The 18,697-nt window shown below is 71.2% G+C and carries 16 protein-coding genes; 6 read left to right on the forward strand and 10 right to left on the reverse strand.

The features are described 5' to 3' along the window. Positions 1-6: 6 nt before the first annotated feature. Together ABTY59_RS10345 and ABTY59_RS10350 are read left to right on the forward strand one after the other, a co-directional pair. Positions 7-525 carry an amino-acid N-acetyltransferase gene (locus ABTY59_RS10345; protein WP_352018459.1) on the forward strand — a complete coding sequence of 173 codons (519 nt, stop codon included), beginning with the start codon at positions 7-9 and terminating at the stop codon, positions 523-525. Positions 526-679: 154 nt separating this feature from the next. After that, a complete protein-coding gene (locus ABTY59_RS10350; protein WP_352018460.1) occupies positions 680-1,015 on the forward strand; it encodes a histone-like nucleoid-structuring protein Lsr2 in 336 nt (111 codons plus the stop codon). Here ABTY59_RS10350 and ABTY59_RS10355 read toward each other — a convergent pair. Further along, the gene (locus ABTY59_RS10355) at positions 994-1,581 is read right to left on the reverse strand and encodes an SCO3374 family protein (RefSeq protein ID WP_352018461.1); all 588 of its coding nucleotides are present in this window, start codon (positions 1,579-1,581) and stop codon (positions 994-996) included. The genes ABTY59_RS10350 and ABTY59_RS10355 overlap by 22 nt on opposite strands. Positions 1,582-2,042: 461 nt before the next feature. Here ABTY59_RS10355 and ABTY59_RS10360 point away from each other — a divergent pair, with 461 nt between their 5' ends. Beyond that, the gene (locus ABTY59_RS10360) at positions 2,043-4,565 is read left to right on the forward strand and encodes an ATP-dependent Clp protease ATP-binding subunit (protein ID WP_351177523.1); all 2,523 of its coding nucleotides are present in this window, start codon (positions 2,043-2,045) and stop codon (positions 4,563-4,565) included. A 77-nt stretch (positions 4,566-4,642) separates the two neighbouring features. On the opposite strand, the gene ABTY59_RS10365 is transcribed toward ABTY59_RS10360, so the two are convergent. Continuing rightward, positions 4,643-7,570 carry an NACHT domain-containing protein gene (locus tag ABTY59_RS10365; protein WP_352018463.1) on the reverse strand — a complete coding sequence of 976 codons (2,928 nt, stop codon included), beginning with the start codon at positions 7,568-7,570 and terminating at the stop codon, positions 4,643-4,645. Between the two features lie 474 nt (positions 7,571-8,044). On the opposite strand from ABTY59_RS10365, the gene ABTY59_RS10370 reads away from it, so the two are divergent. Continuing rightward, the gene (locus tag ABTY59_RS10370; RefSeq protein ID WP_352018464.1) at positions 8,045-8,728 is read left to right on the forward strand and encodes a M23 family metallopeptidase; all 684 of its coding nucleotides are present in this window, start codon (positions 8,045-8,047) and stop codon (positions 8,726-8,728) included. Between the two features lie 14 nt (positions 8,729-8,742). Here ABTY59_RS10370 and ABTY59_RS10375 read toward each other — a convergent pair whose 3' ends face one another. Further along, a complete protein-coding gene (locus tag ABTY59_RS10375; RefSeq protein ID WP_352018465.1) occupies positions 8,743-9,297 on the reverse strand; it encodes a TetR/AcrR family transcriptional regulator in 555 nt (184 codons plus the stop codon). A 101-nt stretch (positions 9,298-9,398) separates the two neighbouring features. Between ABTY59_RS10375 and ABTY59_RS10380 the strand changes: the two genes are divergently transcribed. Beyond that, entirely contained in the window at positions 9,399-10,985 is a 1,587-nt protein-coding gene (locus ABTY59_RS10380; RefSeq protein ID WP_352018466.1) for an MDR family MFS transporter, read from the forward strand. A gap of 54 nt (positions 10,986-11,039) precedes the next feature. Here ABTY59_RS10380 and cseC read toward each other — a convergent pair whose 3' ends face one another. From cseC to ABTY59_RS10410, 6 genes are all read right to left on the reverse strand, one after another. After that, on the reverse strand, positions 11,040-12,356 hold the full coding sequence (gene cseC / locus ABTY59_RS10385) for a two-component system sensor histidine kinase CseC (RefSeq protein ID WP_352018467.1): 1,317 nt from the start codon (positions 12,354-12,356) through the stop codon (positions 11,040-11,042). Positions 12,357-12,373: 17 nt separating this feature from the next. Then, complete coding sequence (cseB, locus tag ABTY59_RS10390) at positions 12,374-13,075, reverse strand: two-component system response regulator CseB (protein WP_352018468.1); 702 nt, start codon at positions 13,073-13,075, stop codon at positions 12,374-12,376. 43 nt (positions 13,076-13,118) lie between these two features. Next, complete coding sequence (locus tag ABTY59_RS10395) at positions 13,119-13,862, reverse strand: hypothetical protein (RefSeq protein WP_403538387.1); 744 nt, start codon at positions 13,860-13,862, stop codon at positions 13,119-13,121. Further along, complete coding sequence (locus ABTY59_RS10400; RefSeq protein ID WP_352018470.1) at positions 13,850-14,422, reverse strand: SigE family RNA polymerase sigma factor; 573 nt, start codon at positions 14,420-14,422, stop codon at positions 13,850-13,852. The genes ABTY59_RS10395 and ABTY59_RS10400 overlap by 13 nt, the downstream gene beginning before the upstream one ends. 177 nt (positions 14,423-14,599) lie before the next feature. Then, a complete protein-coding gene (locus ABTY59_RS10405) occupies positions 14,600-15,526 on the reverse strand; it encodes an iron-sulfur binding domain-containing protein (RefSeq protein WP_352018471.1) in 927 nt (308 codons plus the stop codon). Between the two features lie 33 nt (positions 15,527-15,559). Beyond that, entirely contained in the window at positions 15,560-16,243 is a 684-nt protein-coding gene (locus ABTY59_RS10410; RefSeq protein WP_352018472.1) for a phosphatase PAP2 family protein, read from the reverse strand. Positions 16,244-16,467: 224 nt separating this feature from the next. Here ABTY59_RS10410 and ABTY59_RS10415 point away from each other — a divergent pair, with 224 nt between their 5' ends. After that, positions 16,468-17,307: a hypothetical protein gene (locus tag ABTY59_RS10415; protein ID WP_352018473.1), complete on the forward strand. Its 840-nt coding sequence runs from the start codon at positions 16,468-16,470 to the stop codon at positions 17,305-17,307. 72 nt (positions 17,308-17,379) lie between these two features. Here the strand turns inward: ABTY59_RS10415 and disA are convergent, their stop codons facing one another. Then, on the reverse strand, positions 17,380-18,504 hold the full coding sequence (gene disA, locus ABTY59_RS10420; protein ID WP_189803320.1) for a DNA integrity scanning diadenylate cyclase DisA: 1,125 nt from the start codon (positions 18,502-18,504) through the stop codon (positions 17,380-17,382). Positions 18,505-18,697: the final 193 nt, after the last annotated feature.

Consider the following 18,697-nt stretch of genomic DNA (forward strand, 5'->3'; position numbering starts at 1 on the left):
CCCCCCATGTCGACCTCCGCCAAAGCCGTCACCGTACGCAGGGCCCGCACCAGCGATGTGGCCGCGGTCCGCCGTCTCGTCGATCCTTTCGTGCAGCGCGGCATCCTGCTCGACAAGGCGACCGTGACCCTTTACGAGTCCATCCAGGAGTTCTGGGTCGCGGAACGGGACGAGGACGCCGTTGTCGTCGGCTGCGGCGCACTCCACGTGATGTGGGAAGACCTCGCCGAAGTCCGTACTCTCGCCGTCGATCCCGAGTTCAAGGGAGCCGGCGTCGGACATCAGGTGCTGGACAAGTTGTTGCACACGGCCCGATGGCTCGGGGTGCGGCGGGTATTCTGCCTGACCTTCGAAGTCGACTTCTTCGCGAAGCACGGCTTCGTCGAGATCGGCGAGACCCCGGTCGACGGAGATGTCTACAGCGAGCTCCTGCGTTCCTATGACGAGGGAGTCGCCGAGTTCCTCGGTCTCGAACGAGTGAAGCCGAACACCTTGGGCAACAGCCGGATGCTTCTGCACCTGTGACGGGGAAGCCCGGCGATCCTCTCACGGAACCCTATGTCCGAATCGCGCACGTTTCCCGCGCTGTCGGGGTTCTGAACCTCTGCCAGGGGTTTGTGTTTTTCCGGGAAAAGCGGTTTCCTTTCCGCGTACTGCATTTTCGATGAAAGGAAATCCGGTGGCACAGAAGGTTCAGGTCCTTCTTGTCGACGACCTCGACGGCGGCGAGGCGGACGAGACCGTGACGTTCGCTCTGGACGGCAAGACCTACGAGATCGACCTCACCACCGCCAACGCGGAAAAGCTCCGTGGCCTGCTCGAGCCGTACACCGCCGGTGGTCGTCGCACTGGCGGACGCACCACCGGCGGACGCGGCAAGGGCCGCGCCGTGGCCACGGGCAGCCAGGACACCGCGAAGATCCGCGCGTGGGCCAAGGAGAACGGCATGAACGTCAACGACCGCGGTCGCGTTCCCGCCGACATCAAGGCGGCCTACGAGGACGCGAACCGCTGAGGCGAAAGCTGCTGAGCCGCTTCACGGGTACGGGCACTCAGCAGCCGCACCCGGTGGCACTCCGCCGCGGCGGTCGCCACGAGACGGACCAGGCAGGGGGCGTCCGCACCGCCCCACGGCGCGGACCGCACCGCCGGCAGCGAGGGCTCGACCTCGCACCCCGGCACGGGCGCCCGCAGCCACACCGAGGCGCCCGGCGCGCCGGAACCGCTCCACCCCGGGGGAAGGGGTGCGGTCATCCGGCCGCCGGCACCGAGGACCGCGAGATCCAGCGAGATCCCGCCCCACTCCAGCCAGTCGAGCAGCCCCGGCAGCTCCTCCGAGCTGCCCGCGGCCACGAGCAGCCCCATGCGGCGCCCCATCAGGGCCACCGGCCCCGTCGCCGCGCCCACCCGGCGCAGCACGGCCCGGCCGACCGCGGCGGGAACCTCCAGGACGTCGAAGCGCAGCCCCGTGGCGAGACCCACCGGCGGCCCCGCGACCGTGGCCCAGCCGAGCCCGTCCTCGTACCACCGCGCGATCCCGCCGTCGGACGGCGTACGGGGCAGCGGGACGGTGAGGGCCATGCCGGGGCAACTCCCGCGGGGGCGTGTTGGTTACGCCCGCGGTGACGGACGGTTCCCGGGCGAACGCGCAAGGTGTCCGTGATGGGGCGTACGCGTGCATTCGGCAGCGCAAGGGTGTTCGCTGGTAGCGGAGGGAACCGGGGTGCGCCGCATGGAGTGTCCGTGCTTACGGGTAAGACATTCCTAGTGGAGAGGGGCGACTCGCGGGCTTCGGCGTCTCACGTTCGCCATCGGCGTACTCAAGGCGCGGGTAACTACTTGGCCTGCGGGAACATCGTCTCGCACCATCGGGTTGGAGCATTTGTCGGCTGTTCGGCAGCAGGTCTCCCCGCTGAAGAGGGGGTGATCCGGACGGATGTCGGCAGTTGGAATGAGCGGTCCCCGCTTGCGGGACTAAGCTGCGGAAGGACAGGGAGGGGATCGACCCCTAACTGACTGACCGCTCTGAGGAGCGATTAACGATGTTCGAGAGGTTCACCGACCGCGCGCGGCGGGTTGTCGTCCTGGCTCAGGAAGAAGCCCGGATGCTCAACCACAACTACATCGGCACCGAGCACATCCTTCTGGGCCTTATCCACGAGGGTGAGGGTGTCGCCGCTAAGGCCCTGGAGAGCCTCGGGATTTCGCTCGAGGCGGTCCGCCAGCAGGTGGAGGAGATCATCGGCCAGGGCCAGCAGGCCCCGTCCGGGCACATCCCCTTCACCCCTCGTGCCAAGAAGGTCCTGGAGCTGTCGCTCCGGGAGGCCCTCCAGCTCGGCCACAACTACATCGGCACCGAGCACATCCTGCTCGGCCTGATCCGCGAGGGCGAGGGCGTCGCCGCCCAGGTGCTCGTGAAGCTGGGCGCCGACCTCAACCGGGTGCGGCAGCAGGTCATCCAGCTGCTCTCCGGCTACCAGGGCAAGGAAGCCGCCACGGCCGGCGGTCCTGCCGAGGGCACCCCCTCGACGTCCCTGGTCCTCGACCAGTTCGGCCGGAACCTCACCCAGGCGGCCCGCGAATCCAAGCTCGACCCGGTCATCGGGCGCGAGAAGGAGATCGAGCGGGTCATGCAGGTGCTGTCCCGCCGCACCAAGAACAACCCGGTCCTCATCGGCGAGCCCGGCGTCGGCAAGACCGCCGTCGTCGAGGGCCTGGCCCAGGCCATCGTCAAGGGCGAGGTGCCCGAGACCCTCAAGGACAAGCACCTCTACACCCTGGACCTCGGCGCGCTGGTCGCCGGCTCCCGCTACCGCGGTGACTTCGAGGAGCGCCTGAAGAAGGTCCTCAAGGAGATCCGCACCCGCGGCGACATCATCCTGTTCATCGACGAGCTCCACACCCTCGTGGGTGCGGGCGCCGCCGAGGGCGCGATCGACGCCGCCAGCATCCTCAAGCCGATGCTGGCCCGCGGTGAGCTCCAGACCATCGGCGCCACCACGCTCGACGAGTACCGGAAGTACCTGGAGAAGGACGCGGCCCTGGAGCGCCGTTTCCAGCCCATCCAGGTCGCCGAGCCGTCGCTGCCGCACACCATCGAGATCCTCAAGGGTCTGCGCGACCGGTACGAGGCCCACCACCGGGTCTCCATCACCGACGAGGCCCTCGTCCAGGCCGCGACCCTGGCCGACCGGTACATCTCGGACCGCTTCCTCCCGGACAAGGCGATCGACCTGATCGACGAGGCCGGCTCCCGGATGCGCATCCGCCGGATGACCGCGCCGCCGGACCTCCGCGAGTTCGACGAGAAGATCGCCGGCGTCCGCCGCGACAAGGAGTCCGCGATCGACTCGCAGGACTTCGAGAAGGCCGCCTCGCTCCGTGACAAGGAGAAGCAGCTCCTCGCCGCGAAGGCCAAGCGGGAGAAGGAGTGGAAGGCCGGCGACATGGACGTCGTCGCCGAGGTCGACGGCGAGCTGATCGCCGAGGTCCTCGCGACCGCCACCGGCATCCCGGTCTTCAAGCTGACCGAGGAGGAGTCCTCGCGTCTGCTCCGCATGGAGGACGAGCTCCACAAGCGCGTCATCGGCCAGAAGGACGCCGTCATCGGCCTCTCGCGGGCCATCCGCCGCACGCGTGCGGGTCTGAAGGACCCGAAGCGCCCCGGTGGCTCGTTCATCTTCGCCGGTCCGTCCGGTGTCGGTAAGACCGAGCTCTCGAAGGCGCTCGCCGAATTCCTCTTCGGCGACGAGGACGCGATGATCTCCCTCGACATGTCGGAGTTCAGCGAGAAGCACACGGTTTCCCGTCTCTTCGGTTCGCCGCCCGGATACGTCGGCTACGAAGAGGGCGGCCAGCTCACCGAGAAGGTGCGCCGCAAGCCGTTCTCCGTCGTCCTCTTCGACGAGGTCGAGAAGGCCCACCCCGATATCTTCAATTCCCTTCTCCAGATCCTGGAGGACGGTCGCCTGACCGACTCCCAGGGCCGGGTCGTGGACTTCAAGAACACGGTCATCATCATGACCACCAACCTCGGGACCAGGGACATCTCGAAGGGCTTCAACCTGGGCTTCGCCGCCCAGGGCGACACGAAGTCCAACTACGAGCGGATGAAGGCGAAGGTCAGCGACGAGCTGAAGCAGCACTTCCGCCCGGAGTTCCTCAACCGTGTGGACGACATCATCGTCTTCCCGCAGCTGACGCAGGAGGACATCCTCCAGATCGTCGACCTGATGATCAGCCGCGTCGACGAGCGCCTCAAGGACCGGGACATGGGCATCGAGCTCTCCCAGTCCGCGAAGGAGCTGCTCGCCAAGAAGGGTTACGACCCCGTGATGGGCGCCCGGCCGCTGCGCCGGACGATCCAGCGCGAGATCGAGGACACGCTCTCGGAGAAGATCCTCTTCGGCGAGCTGCGCCCCGGTCACATCGTGGTCGTGGACACGGAGGGCGAAGGCGAGGAGCGCAAGTTCACCTTCCGCGGCGAGGAGAAGACGGCCCTGCCGGACGCCCCGCCGATCGAGGCGACGGGCGGCACGGGCCCGAACCTGTCGAAGGACGCGTGACGCGGGCGCTGAGCCTGTAGCGACGAAGGGGCGGCCCCGGAACCTGATGGTTCCGGGGCCGCCCCTTTCGCGTGCCGTCAGCGGGACAGGGCCCGCTGGACCTCCTCGAAGGTCTCCAGCCGGACGAGTTCGAGGAGATCCAGCGAGGGGAAGATCGCGTCGATGCGGCTGCGCGCCGGTTCCTCCTCGTGGGTCAGCCGGACGGTCCGCACCGATTCCAGCGACGTCCCCTCCGGGCAGTCGACGAGATCCCCGTCGTCGATCCAGAGCGTGCGCACCGCGGAGAGGGCGGCGAGCCCTCGCCATGTGTCGGCGGTCAGGTACGGCGCCTTCCACAGGTTCAGCGAGGTCAGGTACGGGAGCCGTCCGAGCGCCCGCACGCCGTCCTCGGGCCAGCAGCTCGGCAGCTGCAGCAGGCCGAGTGGTGCTCCCGCGGGCAGGTCGGCCGTGGACCACCGGGCGTCGGCACGCAGTCCGAGAGTGAGGTGCTCCAGCCGGGTCAGCCCGGACAGGACCGAGAGGGAGGGGCGGGAGCCGGCCCGTCGCAGCCGGAGGGCCACGGGATCGCAGGCGGTGAGGAGCCGGGCGACGCCCTCGTCCGACACGGACACGTCGACCTCCAGCAGGTCGGGACGCAGGCCGAGCCGGAGGAGCGCGTCCACGTGCTCGTCGGTGGGGACGAAGTACCGGAGTTCGCTCGGATCGAGCCGCGCGATGACCTCCTCGGCGTACGGGCCGGGTTCGAAGCGGTTCCAGGCGTGCACCAGCTGGGCGCGGATCCGCAGGGAGGGGTGAGCGGCGAAGCGGGCCAGGTACGGGAGGGCGGCGTCCGCCGTGATGTGGGAGGCCGCGACCACGGAGTGGTACGCGTCTTCGTCGCCGAGCTCCCCGGGTCCGCCCAGCAGCCGGAGCACCGGTGAGCCGCCCAGCGCGAGCTGGCGCGCCTCGTCGTCCGAGCGGGGCGGGATCAGCTCGGCCGTGCGGGCCATGATCTCCTCCCGTACCTCGGGGGCCAATTCCGTGGCGCTCTCGAGCGCGGTCGCCGCGACCATCAGGATGCGCAGCTGGTCACGGCGGTCCTCGGCCGAGTCCACTGCTGCCAGCAGCTCGCGGAGGATCTCCGCGCACTCGCGCGGCCGGGCGTGGCCCACCGCCATGCGGATGACGTCCTCCCACTGGTCGTCCGCGGCGTGGCGGACCAGGACGCCGATGTCCCAGTGGTCCACCAGCGCCTTCGCGGCCAGGTAGTCCTGGAAGGTGCGGTGGACGAAGTCGACGGTGTCCTCCGTCGGCTCCCGCAGCAGCCCGCTGCGGTGGAGGAGGTGCCGGAAGACCAGGCCCGGGTCGTGCGGGGCGGCTTCCTGGACCGCCGGCACCGCCTCCCGCACGATCGATTCGGCGCGGGTCCGGTCCAGCTGGGTGCGTCCGTTGAGCGTCAGCCAGTAGGCGAGGCGCTGGATCAGCTGGATCTGGGGGGCCTCGTCGAGGGCGATGCCGGACGGGGCGCCCATGTCCCGCTCGCGGTCGCGGCGCGCGAGCAGCATCGAGAGGGCGGCCTCGTAGAGCGCCTTGCGGCCGCGGGGCAGGAAGCCGCGCCGGTCGCGGTGGAGGGCGCAGATGAGCCCGCACATCAGGGGGTTGGTGGCGAGCTGGGCGACGTGCTCGGTGGTGCGCAGGGCGTCGAGGAGCGGCTGCGCGTACGGCTCGGCGTCGGGTCCGGCGGCCCGGTGCCAGCGGCGTACGAAGGTGGTGACCCCGGTGCGGGTCATGGGCGAGAGCGTCAGCTCGGTGAAGCCGTCGGCGGCCAGCCAGTCGTCGCGGACGGCGGTGGGGCGTGAGGTGACGAGCCAGCGGTTGCCCTCGTACGTGTCGAGGAGACCGCGGAGCCACTCGCGGGCCCGTCCGCGCTCGGCTTCGGGGATCTCGTCGATGCCGTCGACGAGGATGACGCCCCGGCCGGCGGTGAGGACCCGGTCGGCCCAGCCGTCGGGCGGGGTGAGGGGGCAGCCGGCGGCGGGCAGGAAGCGGTCGGGGGCGGGGAGTCTTTCGCCGTGGCGGGTGAGGGTGCGCAGGGGGAGGACGAAGGGGATGCGGCCCTTGAGGTACGTCATGTCCTCCGCGCGGGCCTCGGTCGCCGCCGAGACGGTCAGCCACTGGACGAGGGTCGTCTTGCCGGAGCCGGCGAGGCCGCGGAGCAGGACCTTGTCGTGGCGGGCGAGGGCGAGGTCGGCGCGGACGGCCTGTTCCCGCTGGTGCGGGGCGGGGTGCTCGTCGGTCGCCATCGGTTCGGGCGCTTCGCCGGCCGCTTCCAGCGAGAGGTAGGCGAGGTCCAGCGGCCACTGGTCCGGCGAGTGGTGCAGGTCGATGCCGTAGATGGTGAGCCGGCCGTGGCGCTTGGCGAGGTGGGCGAGGTAGCGGTGCTCGAACGCCGTGTCCGGGCCGTCGGCACGGGGGGTGCGGGTCAGGACGGCGTCGACCTTGGCGAGGAGTTCGGCCTGGTTCCTGGTCTGTTCGACCAGGCTGCGGGCGATGAACGTGGAGCGCTGGGTGAAGAACTCCAGGATGTGGAGGCAGGCCCATTCGGTCATCGACTCCAGATAGAGGACCGAGTCGCCGGAGAGGCCGTCGGGAGAGGGGGCGGCGGCGCGCAGCCGGCGGGCGAGGGCCCCGTGGCCGAGGCGTACGGCCTGGACGTCGTCCATGTCGAGGTCGCCGAGGGCGAGGAGGGTCGCCGCGAGGGTGTCGGTGACGGCCTCGGTCTCGTCGGCGGGGAAGGGGGTCTCGCCGGGGCCGCCCGTCGAGCGGCCGACGAGGGTGGCGGCGAGTTTCCGGACGTCCTTCTCGGTGAGGGTGCGCTTTTCGCCCCGGAAGGAGACCAGGGAGGAGAGCCGGATCGTCGAGGAGCCGGTGAGGCCCGCCCCCGGTCCGTCGCTGACCAGCAGTTTCTTCAGGAGTGGGCCGATCGCGGCCGAGGCCAGGCGGGTGCCGATGAGCGCCGGTTCCATGTGTGCCCCCCCGTGGTGTCCCGAAGTGATCAGCGTAGTGCGGGACGGGGTTTCGGACGGCTCGGTTGCGTGACCCAGGTCCCATCCGGGGCGGGGCGCTGGTGACAAGGCGCACAGGGGTTTCGGAGGGTACTAGCCGGGTTAGTGGACCGCATCGGGGGTGAATCGGGATGTTTAGGGATCAAGCATCAGGACTTTGGTCCCGAGGGGCCCGAACCGGGCGCCGGGCCACGATTCGGGCACTTCCGTCTCCCCTCGACGTGCGGATAAACCGTATCCGCGAGGTTGTTTTGTCCGATTTCGTGATGCTGCCCGTCGGCCGTCAAGCCCCGCATTCCGCCGGAGATCGCTACGACGTCATGTCGTAGATGGGGTGTTTTGGCCGGGCCGGGGGTCCGGGTTACCAAGGATGAGCAAGCCCGACACGGCGACCGGCCGCGTCGGGTCCCGTACGTCCCGGAGGTTTTCCCCCGTATGTCGAAGCGCGTCATGAACCCCGCCGCCCGCATCACCGCCGTTGCTCTCGCCACCGCGGGTCTGGGAGCGTCGCTGGTGGCCGGAGCAGGGTCCGCCTTCGCCGCCGAGGGCAAGGCCGCCGCCCCCGTGGCCCTGACCGCGTCCGCCGCCGTCGCCGCCCAGGCCGACGCCCAGGCGCACGTCGCCGCCACGGTGAAGGCCGCCGTCGCCAAGGCCGCCGCCGTGAAGGCCACCCCCGTGAAGGCCGTCAAGAAGGTGACCCCGGCCTGGGTCAAGCCGGTCGGCGCCTACACCCTCAGCGCCAGCTTCAACCAGGGCGGCGCCATGTGGGCCCACAAGCACTCCGGCCAGGACTTCGCCGTCCCGGTCGGCACCCCGGTCAAGGCCGCGGCCGCCGGCACCGTCGTGAAGGCCGGCCCGAACGGCGGCGGCGACGGCCCCGCGTACGGCAACGCGATCGTCGTGAAGCACGCCAACGGCACGTACTCGCAGTACGCCCACCTGTCGAAGATCAAGGTCTACATCGGCCAGAAGGTCTCCGCCGGCCAGCAGATCGCCCTCTCGGGCAACACCGGCAACTCCTCCGGCCCCCACCTGCACTTCGAGATCCGTACGACCCCGAACTACGGCTCCGCGGTCAACCCGATGTCCTTCCTCCGGGCCCACGGCGTCGGCGTCTGACGCACCCCGTCGTGTCAGGCCCCCTGGGCCTGTTCGATCAGATCGAGGGCGACCTCGAGGATGGCTTCGCGCTTCTCCTCGGGGTCGCCCTCGATGTTCTCCATGAAGAAGGTCCCGGCGTGCAGCGTGAAGATCGCGCTCACCGAGCGGACCCTGTCCTTCATCGGGGCGCCGGGCTCCTGGATGAACTCGTTGAGCGCGATGAAGCGCTCCTTGAACGTGAGTCCGATGCTCAGGTCCCGCACGGTCGCCTGGTTCTCGTGCATGAAGCGGAACAGCGGGGCCGCCGCGAGCAGGGCCTTGTGGTAGCGGCGCAGGATCTCCCGCTTGGTGTCCAGGGTGCGCGGCTGCTCGGCGGCCCAGGCGACCAGTTCGTCGATCGGGCGCGCCAGGTCCTGGAAGATCCCGATGATGATGTCTTCCTTGGTCTTGAAGTGGTAGTAGAGCGCCGCCTTCGTCACGTCCAGCCGCTCCGCGATCTCGCGCAGCGAGGTCTTCTCGTAGCCCTGCTCGGCGAAGAGTTCGAGAGCCACGTCCTGGATGCGCTGGCGGGTGTTGCCTCGGGCCATGGCTGCTCTCCACTTTCCAGAAAACTTACTTGACGACCGGCTAGTGACCGGCCTACGTTCCTCAGTGTAGTAACTAGCCGGGCGGCAAGTAAGGGATCGACATGGCGACGAAACAGAACGTACAAGCAGCAGAGGGGGAGGCTGCGGGCCCGCAGCCGCGCAGCGTACGCGTCGTCCTCCTCGCCCTCATGATCGCGATGCTGCTCGCGATGCTGGACAACATGATCATCGGCACCGCGATGCCGACGATCGTCGGCGAGCTCGGCGGCCTCGAACACCTCTCCTGGGTCGTCACCGCCTACACCCTGGCCACCGCCGCCTCCACCCCCCTCTGGGGCAAGCTCGGCGACATGTTCGGCCGCAAGGGCGTCTTCCTGACCTCGATCGTGATCTTCCTGATCGGCTCGGCGCTCAGCGGCATGGCCCAGGACATGGGCCAGCTCATCGGCTACCGCACCGTCCAGGGCCTCGGCGCCGGCGGTCTGATGGTCGGCGTCATGGCCATCATCGGCGACCTGATCCCGCCCCGCGAGCGCGGCAAGTACCAGGGCATGATGGCCGGAATCATGGCCCTCGCCATGATCGGCGGCCCCCTCGTCGGCGGCACCATCACCGACCACTGGGGCTGGCGCTGGTCCTTCTACATCAACCTGCCGCTCGGCGCCGTCGCCCTCGCCATGCTGACCACGGTCCTGCACCTGCCGAAGAAGCAGCGCGCCACGGGCACCAGGATCGACTTCCTCGGCGCCGCGCTGCTGACCGCCGGCATCACCGCGATCGTCCTCGTCACCACCTGGGGCGGCACGGAGTACGCCTGGGGCTCGGCCACCATCATCGGCCTGACGGTCGGCGGCGCCGCCGCGCTCGCCGCCTTCCTCTTCGTCGAGACCCGCGCCGACGACCCGATCATGCCGCTGCACATCTTCCGCAGCCGCAACTTCACCCTGATGTCCCTGATCGGCTTCATCACCGGCTTCGTGATGTTCGGCGCGGTCCTCTACCTGCCGATCTTCCAGCAGTCCGTCCAGGGCGCCTCGGCCACCAACTCCGGCCTGCTGCTCCTGCCGATGCTGCTGTCGATGATGGTCGTCTCGCTGCTCGTCGGCCGCTTCACCACCAGCACCGGCAAGTACAAGGTCTTCCCGATCGTGGGCGGCGCGCTCATGGTCGCCGGTCTCTTCCTGCTCTCGACGATGGACACCGGCACCTCGCGCCTCGTCTCCGGGATCTGGATGGCCGTCCTCGGCGCCGGCATGGGCTTCCTCATGCAGATCACCATGCTGGTCGCCCAGAACAGCGTGGAGATGAAGGACATGGGCGTCGCGTCCTCCTCCACCACCCTCTTCCGGACCCTCGGCTCCTCCTTCGGCGTCGCGATCATGGGCGCCCTCTTCACCAGCCGCGTCCAGGACGAGATGGCGGCCCGCGGCGGCGGCGGGCTCACGGAGCGGACCGCCCAGCTCGACGCGGCGAGCCTCGCCAAGCTGCCGGCCACTCTCCGCGAGGCCTACCAGCACGCGGTCGCCACCGGCACCCACGGCGCCTTCCTGGTCGCCTCGGCCGTCGCCGTCCTCGGCTTCGCCCTCGCCTTCTTCGTCAAGGAGGTCGCGCTCCGCGGCGCCGGACCGGCCGCGGCCCCGAAGGCGGAGTCCGGCGACGACGCGCCGAAGGTCGCCGAGACGGTCTGATCATCCGTGCGGGAGAGGGGGCCGGTCCTGGAAAGGACCGGCCCCCTCCGCCGTTCACTCCGGCAGCCGCAGCATCGGAAAGCTGCCCGTGTTCGTCGGAGCGTGGTCCGGCAGCCACAGCACCGCGATGGCGCCGCCCACGCCGCCCGGAGCGCTCTCCGCGGCCACGTTCCGGAAGGTCAGCCGGGCGCCGAGGACCCGGGCCTGGCCCGCCGCGATCGTCAGGCCCAGGCCGTGGCCCTGGCCCGCGCGGTCGCTCGTCCCCGTACGGAAGCGGCTCGGGCCCTCCTTCAGGAGCGCCTCGGGGAAGCCAGGACCGTGGTCGCGGACCCGGACCACCCGGCCCTCGACGGTGACCTCCACCGGCGGCTTGCCGTGCTTGGCCGCGTTGGCGAGGAGATTGCCGAGGACCCGCTCCAGACGGCGCGGGTCGGTGTTCACCCACGAGTCGTGCACGACCCGGACGACGACCTCCGGGTCCAGGGCCCGCACCCGCCGCTCCACGAACTCGCCGAGCGCGATCTCCTGCAGCTCGGCCCGCTCCGACGCGCTGTCGAGCCGGGCCACCTCCAGGACGTCCTCGACCAGCGTCCGCATGGCCTGCGCCCGGTCCCTGACCAGCTCGGTCGGACGCCCCGGCGGCAGCAGCTCGGCCGCCGTGAGCAGCCCGGTGACAGGGGTGCGCAGCTCGTGCGCGATGTCGGCGGTGACCCGCCGCTCGGCCTCGATCCGCTCGTTCAGGGCGTCCGTCAGGGCGTCCACCGCCCAGGCCAGGTCGTCGGTCTCGTCCCGTACGACTCCGCCGACGGCGTCCCGCACCCGTACGTCCGTGTTGCCCTGGGCCACCCGGCCCGCGGCGACGGCGGCCTTCCGCAGCCGCCGCGAGAGCTGACCGCCGATGAGCACGCCCAGGGCGCAGCCGCCGAAGACCACCGACACCGAGCCGATCACGAGCGCCCGGTCCAGATCGCTCATGATCGTCGCACTGCGGTCGGCGAAGGGGATGTGCAGCGACAGCACGTCGCCGTTGGCGAGCGGGACGGCCGCCCACACGTCCGGCGGCCCGCCGTGCCGGTGCTCCTGGACGTACGTCCCGCGCCGCTTGTCCCGCATCAGCTGGTCGAGCTGGGGCGGCAGCGCCGGGTCGTTGATCTTCGTGCCGAAGCGCGGTTCCTTCGGCTTCGACGTCTCGTACATCCGCTGGGCGAAGAGCAGCCGCTCCATCTGCACCTCGCGCGCGTTGTCGAGCATCGAGATGCGGGCGGCGTTGTGCACGACCACGCTCAGCGTGACCGCGATGAGCGCGCCGACCGCCGCGATGGCCACGGCGATCTTCCAGCGGACGCCGGTGCGCAGGGGGAGCAGCTTCACATGCACAAGTACGAGCCCTAGCTCTTGAGCTTGTAGCCGAAACCGCGGACGGTCTCGATGCGGTCCTGGCCGATCTTGGCCCGCAGCCGCTGCACGTGGACGTCCACGACCCGGGTGTCACCGCCCCAGCCGTAGTCCCAGACCCGCTCCAGGAGCTTGTCCCGGGACAGCACGGTGCCCGGCGCCGACGAGAACTCGAGCAGCAGCCGCATCTCGGTCGGGGTCAGCGCGACCGGCACCCCGCCCTTGCGGACCTCCATGCCCTCGGTGTCGACCTCCAGGTCGCCGAAGGAGAGCAGCCCGCCGCCGTCCGCCGGCTCGTCGTGCTCACCGGTGCCGGCCCCGCCCGCGTGCCCGAAGCGGCGCAGCACGGCCCGGATGCGGGCCATCAGGACGGAGCCGTCGAAGGGCTTGGTGACGTAGTCGTCGGCCCCGGCCTCCAGGCCGAGCACCACGTCGATCGAGTCGGCGCGCGCCGACAGCATGATGACGGGCACGGTCGACTCGTCGCGGATGCGACGGCAGAGGCTGACGCCGTCCATGCCCGGCAGCATCACGTCGAGGAGGGCGATGTCCGGCCGCTGCGCCCGGAAGGCGTCCAGGCCGGACAGCCCGTCGGGCATGGCGGTCACCCGGAAGCCGTCCCGCTCCAGGGCGAGCTGGGTGGCCTCACGGATGACGTCGTCGTCCTCGACGAACAGGACATGGGTTTCGGCCATCGTGCGTGCCCTTCGGGGTCGGTGCGTTCTCTCGTTCCACGGCTCAGTCGGCGGGCGACGCGCTCGGCGCGGGCTCCGCGCCCTCGCCGTCTCCGACGGCCCGGCTGTAGTCGTTGTGCACCCAGTCGTGCTGGGTGAACCTGTTCCCCGACCAGCGGTAGGTGATCACGTCCTCCCCCGAGGGGTACGCGACCGGGTCGCCCTTCGCGTACACCTGCTTGGTGACGATCAGGTCGCCCCGGTCGATCGCCGCGTACACCGCGGCGTCCTCGGCCATGAACACGTTCTCGTACCGGTCGCTCTGCTTGCGGTAGACGTACGTGCCGATGCCGACGGCGTCCCCGCAGGTCATCACGTTGACGACGACGTCGGGGGCGGAGGAGTTGGTGAGATTGCCGTAGGAGGCGTCCACCGGGTAGGCGTCCGCGACACACGGCTTCAGATCGGCCTTCAGCCGCTCGCCGATCTTCGGGTCGGCCTTCAGGAGCGCGATCGGATCCACCCGCTCGGCCGACTGCGGCCCCTCGCTGCCGGAGACGGACGGGGTGGGCGCGGCGGCGGCGATCTCGTCCGTGCGGGCCGCGCCCTCGTCACGGGAGCCGGTGCCGCCGGTCGAGCAGGCGGCCAGGGACAGCCCGACGGCGACGAGCCCGGCCGTCGCCGTGACGCTCGCCGCCTTGACGGTACGGCGCGAGCGGCGGCGCCCGGTCCCGTACCGGTCGTCGCCGCTCACCCCGTGCCGGCCTTCGTGTGGTCTGCCGTCCGGTTCGCCGTCTACGCCGCGCACCGCTCCCGCCCCCCTTCGTCGCCTCGTACGGTCGCCCGCTCCCCGGTCCGCCCCAGGGCACGGGCGTCGAGGTCACGGCTCTCCAGCTCCTGACGGAGCCGGGCGAGCGCGCGGTGGAGCGTGGACTTCACCGTACCGGTCGACATGCCGAGCGCCTCAGCCGTCTCCTCGGTGCTCATCTGCTCCCAGTGCCGCAGGACGACGACGCTGCGCTGCTTGGGGGCGAGGACCTTCAGGATGTCCATGAGGAGAGCGCGGTCGGCGTGCTGCTCGGTCGGGTCGTCGACGCTCGCGTCGGGCAGCTGCTCGGTCGGCACCTCTTCGAGCTTGCGGGAGCGCCACCACTCGGTCCTGGTGTTGATCATGACGCGGCGCAGGTAGGCGTCGGCGAGGGACTTGTCGGCGATGCCGTCCCAGCGGCCGTACGTCCGGGCCAGCGCCGTCTGGAGGAGGTCCTGGGCGTCGACGGGGTCGGCGACGAGACGACGGGCGCTGCGCAGCAGCGCGTCCTGCCGCGTGCGTACGTACTCCTCGAAGTCGAGCACCTCGCCGTGCCTCATCCGAACCGCCTCCGATCCCCGTGACCTGCTTCGTTCCTCGTGTCGTCGACGACGCTACGGAGCGGTTGTCACGGGGCTGTGCGGGGCAGCCGTCGGTGGACGCACGGCTACCCATCGGTTGTGTAACAGCGGGGGCGGAGGAGGTTTCGGGGGACGACCGGCGGGGACGGTCCCGCCTCAGGACAGCGGCAGCCGGTACCGGCCGCCGTCCAGCGGCTCGACGAGCCCGTCGGCGACCAGGCCGTCCAGCGCCCTGGCCCGCTGCACCGGCTCGTCCCAGACGGCGTCCAGGGCCGACTGCGCCACCGGATCCGCCGACTCCCGCAGCACGGCGAGGAGCCGGCCGCGGACCTGGCGGTCGGTCCCGGCGTACGTCTGGCCCCGCCGCGGCGGACCGTCGTGCGCCGGCTTCCCCGAGAGCCGCCAGGCGCACCGCTCGGCGATCGGGCAGCGCCCGCAGTCCTCGTTCTTCGCCGTGCACACGAGCGCGCCCAGCTCCATGGACGCCGCCGCCCAGCGGGACGCCGTCGGCTCGTCCTCCGGCAGCAGCGCGCGGGCCAGCCGCCGCTCCGCCGCCGTCGTCGCGTTCGGCGGGTACTGGACGCCGGTCGCCGCGCGCGCGAAGACCCGGCGCACATTGGTGTCCAGGACCGCGTGCCGCTGCCCGTACGCGAAGGAGGCCACCGCCGCCGCCGTGTACTCGCCGATCCCGGGCAGCGCCAGGAGCTGCGCGTGCTCGCGGGGCACGTCGCCGTGGTGCCGCTCCGTTATGGCGACCGCCGCCGCGTGCAGCCGCAGCGCCCGGCGGGGGTAACCGAGCCGGCCCCAGGCGCGGACGGCCTCGCCGGGCGCCTCGGCGGCCAGGTCGGCCGGGCGCGGCCAGCGCGCCAGCCACTGCTCGTACACCGGGAGGACCCGGACGACGGGGGTCTGCTGGAGCATGAACTCGCTGACCATGACGCCCCAGGCACCGGCCTCGGGGCGGCGCCAGGGCAGGTCACGGGCGTGCCGGTCGAACCAGGCGAGGACGGGCCCGTGCAGCTCGGCGGGGAACGCCGGGGCGACGGGGGCCTCGGAAGTCGGGGGAGTGTCGATGGAAGTCATGGCACCCCCGATCCTGGCACGTCCGCGGCGGGATCAGTACGCGCCGTGGCGCGCGCGAGAGCGCCGCTCGGAGTGCGCGGGGGCGTGCGCGGGGGCGTGGGCGCGCGGCCCGCGCCCCGCGCACCACAGCACGGCCGAGCTCCGGCTCGACCGGGCCGTGTCCACCAGCGACCGCACGGGCCGCTCCGCGAGCCGCATCACGAGGAACGCGACCAGGGCGCCGACCAGCAGCCCGACGGTCACGTCGTGCGGGTAGTGCACGCCGACGAAGACCCGCGAGAAGGCCATGAGCAGCGCCATCGGCACGGTCAGCCAGACGATCCCGCGCCAGGACAGGGCGAGCGCGATCGCCGCGGCGCCCGCGATGGCCGAGTGGTTGCTGGGGAAGGACCAGTCGCCGTGCGGCGGGCAGGCGACGAGCGAGACGGGTGCCCCGGCGACCGCGCGGCACGGACGCTCCTCGTCGATCAGCGACTTCAGCGCCTCGCTCACCACGTAACCGAAGCCGGTCGCGACCGGGGCGAGCAGCGCCAGCGCCATCGCACGGCTCGAACCCTCCCGCGAGCGCCACCAACCGGCCAGGAACAGCACGCCGAAGAGCAGCAGGCCGAGCTCGGTCCACACCTCGGCGAGCCACTGGAACCAGTGGGGCGTGGAGTGGGCGAAGTCGGCGACGTCGAGATACAGACGGTCGGAGAGGTCGAGGAGGGTGTTCATGGTCCATGACGCTAACCGGAATCCGGAGTCCGCCGCCCCGGGCCAACGGCCAGAACGACCCCCGACGAAAGTGGGGGGCCGCGATTCGGGCCGGTTCCCTACGGTTTCCGGTGGGGTTCCGCGAAAAGTTCCCGGAACCGACGGATGTGATCATCGGCAAAACTTGAGGTCTCGGGCGGCGGGTGGGGCGGGAGTTGGGCCGGATCTCTCGTAAGGTTCGGGTCGTGGGATCTTTGCGCAATCCGGTCGGGCCGCTTCCCTCCACCATCTACTGGCGACGGAGGGCGGTGGCGCTGTGCCTGGTGGCGCTTCTCGCGCTGCTCGCCGTCTGGGCCGTCACCTCCGGTGACAGCGGCGGGAAGAAGGCGAACGACGCCGCCAACGGCTCGTCGCCGACCCCGCCGTCGATCACCCCCGGACCCTCCGGTACCGGACCGGCGATCGACCAACAGCCCGGCGGACGCGACGAGTCGGGGGACTCCGGCGACAACGGCGGTTCCGGGGGCTCCGATACGGACGAGGGCGCGGGCGCCGACGCCGGTGCCGACGCGGGAGCCGACTCCGGCACCGCGGGCACCGGCAAGAACGGCGACACCGACGGGGCCGGCGGCGACGGCGGCGCGGGCACCGGCGCGGGACAGCAGGTCCCGGCCGACTCCAAGCTGCCCAACTGCCCTCCCGGAGCGCTGCAGTTGACGCTCCGCACCGCCAAGGTCAGCTACGAGACGGACGAGAAGCCCCGCTTCCACCTCGTCGCCAAGAACACCTCGAAGACCACCTGCAAGGCCGACTTCGGGCCCCGCAGCGCGGTTCTGACGATCAGCGACGACCGCGACGACGAGGTCTGGTCCACCGCCGACTGCCCCCGCCCCGGCAACCCGCTCCTGCTGCGCGTCCCCGCGGGCGCCACCCTCACCCACACCGTGGAATGGGACCGGGGCCGCAGCGCCCCGCAGTGCGCGAGCGTCCCGCCGGGCAAGGCCGGACCCGGCACCTACCTCGTGGAGGCGACCATGCCGGGCGCCAAGGTCCTCCCGGCCTCGTTCACGCTGGCGAAGGACTGAGCAACCCCGGGCCGAGGGCTCCGGGGTCAAGAGCTCCGGGGTCGAGAGCTCCGGGGTCGAGGGCTCCGGGGCTCAGACGTACCGCTCCAGGATCGACGACTCCGCCAGCCGCGACAGGCCCTCGCGGACGCTGCGGGCACGGGCCTCGCCGACGCCGTCGACGGTCTGGAGGTCGTCCACGCTCGCCGCGAGCAGCTTCTGCAGCCCGCCGAAGTGCTCCACCAGGCGCTCGATGATCGCACCGGGCAGCCGCGGCACCTTCGCCAGGAGCCGGTAGCCGCGCGGCGAGACCGCCGAGTCCAGCGTCTCGGGCGAGCCGCTGTAACCGAGGGCCCGCGCCACGACCGGGAGCTCGAGCAGCTCGGTGTGGGTGAGCGCGTCCAGCTCGGTGAGTGCCTCGGCGACGGTCCGCGAACGCTTCGCCGTCGGCTCCGGCACGTAGTCCCGGATCACCAGCTCGCGCTCCGGCTCCACACCCGCGATCAGCTCGTCGAGCTGGAGCGAGAGCAGCCGCCCGTCGGTGCCGAGCTCGACCACGTACTCGGCGATCTCGGTGGCGATCCGCCGGACCATCTCCAGGCGCTGCGCGACCGCGGTGACGTCCCGGACCGTGACCAGGTCCTCGATCTCCAGCGCGGAGAGCGTACCGGCCACCTCGTCGAGCCGCAGCTTGTACCGCTCCAGGGTCGCGAGCGCCTGGTTGGCGCGGGACAGGATCGCGGCCGACTCCTCCAGGACCCGGCGCTCACCGTCCACGTACAGCGCGATCAGACGCATCGACTGCGAGACGGAGACGACGGGGTACTTGCACTGCTTGGAGACCCGGTCCGCGGTGCGGTGGCGGGTGCCGGTCTCCTCGGTGGGGATGGACGCGTCCGGGACCAGCTGCACGCCCGCGCGGTGGATCTTGGTGATGTCCTTGTCGAGGACGAGCGCCCCGTCGAGCTTGCACAGCTCGCGCAGGCGCGTCGCGGTGAACTCGACGTCCAGCTCGAAACCGCCGGTGCACATCGAGTCGACCGTCCTGTCCAGGCCGAGCACGATGAGACCGCCCGTGTTCCCCCGGAGGATCCGCTCCAGGCCGTCGCGCAGCGCGGTACCCGGCGCGACCGCGCTCAGGGCGGCGCGCATCAGCGCTTCGTTGCCGGAGCCCGCGCCGGACTTTCCAGGAGCTGCTGCCCCGTCCTTGGCTGCCACTGCACTCCTCCGGCTCGTACGGATGGGCGAGACCAGGGCAAAGTCTAGCGACACCGCCCTGCGGGGAGTGTGCACAAGGAAATGACCGCGCCCGGCGTGCGCCCGAGCGCCCCCACGCCCCGCGCCCGGCGGGCACCCGGGCGTCCGTTCCACCCGCGCCCGGCGAGTGCCCCGGCGTCCGCTCTACCCGCGC

Origin of the sequence: Streptomyces sp. NPDC096079 (assembly GCF_040303145.1) — a bacterium.
Classification (GTDB): Bacteria; Actinomycetota; Actinomycetes; order Streptomycetales; family Streptomycetaceae; genus Streptomyces.

What these genes read in the sequence shown, in the direction of transcription:
- ABTY59_RS10345 (WP_352018459.1), top strand. Translation starts at nt 7, where the DNA reads ATGTCGACCTCCGCCAAAGCCGTCACCGTACGCAGGGCCCGCACCAGC.
- ABTY59_RS10355 (WP_352018461.1), bottom strand. Translation starts at nt 1,581, where the DNA reads ATGGCCCTCACCGTCCCGCTGCCCCGTACGCCGTCCGACGGCGGGATC.
- ABTY59_RS10360 (WP_351177523.1), top strand. Translation starts at nt 2,043, where the DNA reads ATGTTCGAGAGGTTCACCGACCGCGCGCGGCGGGTTGTCGTCCTGGCT.
- ABTY59_RS10365 (WP_352018463.1), bottom strand. Translation starts at nt 7,570, where the DNA reads ATGGAACCGGCGCTCATCGGCACCCGCCTGGCCTCGGCCGCGATCGGC.
- ABTY59_RS10370 (WP_352018464.1), top strand. Translation starts at nt 8,045, where the DNA reads ATGTCGAAGCGCGTCATGAACCCCGCCGCCCGCATCACCGCCGTTGCT.
- ABTY59_RS10375 (WP_352018465.1), bottom strand. Translation starts at nt 9,297, where the DNA reads ATGGCCCGAGGCAACACCCGCCAGCGCATCCAGGACGTGGCTCTCGAA.
- ABTY59_RS10380 (WP_352018466.1), top strand. Translation starts at nt 9,399, where the DNA reads ATGGCGACGAAACAGAACGTACAAGCAGCAGAGGGGGAGGCTGCGGGC.
- cseB (WP_352018468.1), bottom strand. Translation starts at nt 13,075, where the DNA reads ATGGCCGAAACCCATGTCCTGTTCGTCGAGGACGACGACGTCATCCGT.
- ABTY59_RS10400 (WP_352018470.1), bottom strand. Translation starts at nt 14,422, where the DNA reads ATGAGGCACGGCGAGGTGCTCGACTTCGAGGAGTACGTACGCACGCGG.
- ABTY59_RS10405 (WP_352018471.1), bottom strand. Translation starts at nt 15,526, where the DNA reads ATGACTTCCATCGACACTCCCCCGACTTCCGAGGCCCCCGTCGCCCCG.
- ABTY59_RS10410 (WP_352018472.1), bottom strand. Translation starts at nt 16,243, where the DNA reads ATGAACACCCTCCTCGACCTCTCCGACCGTCTGTATCTCGACGTCGCC.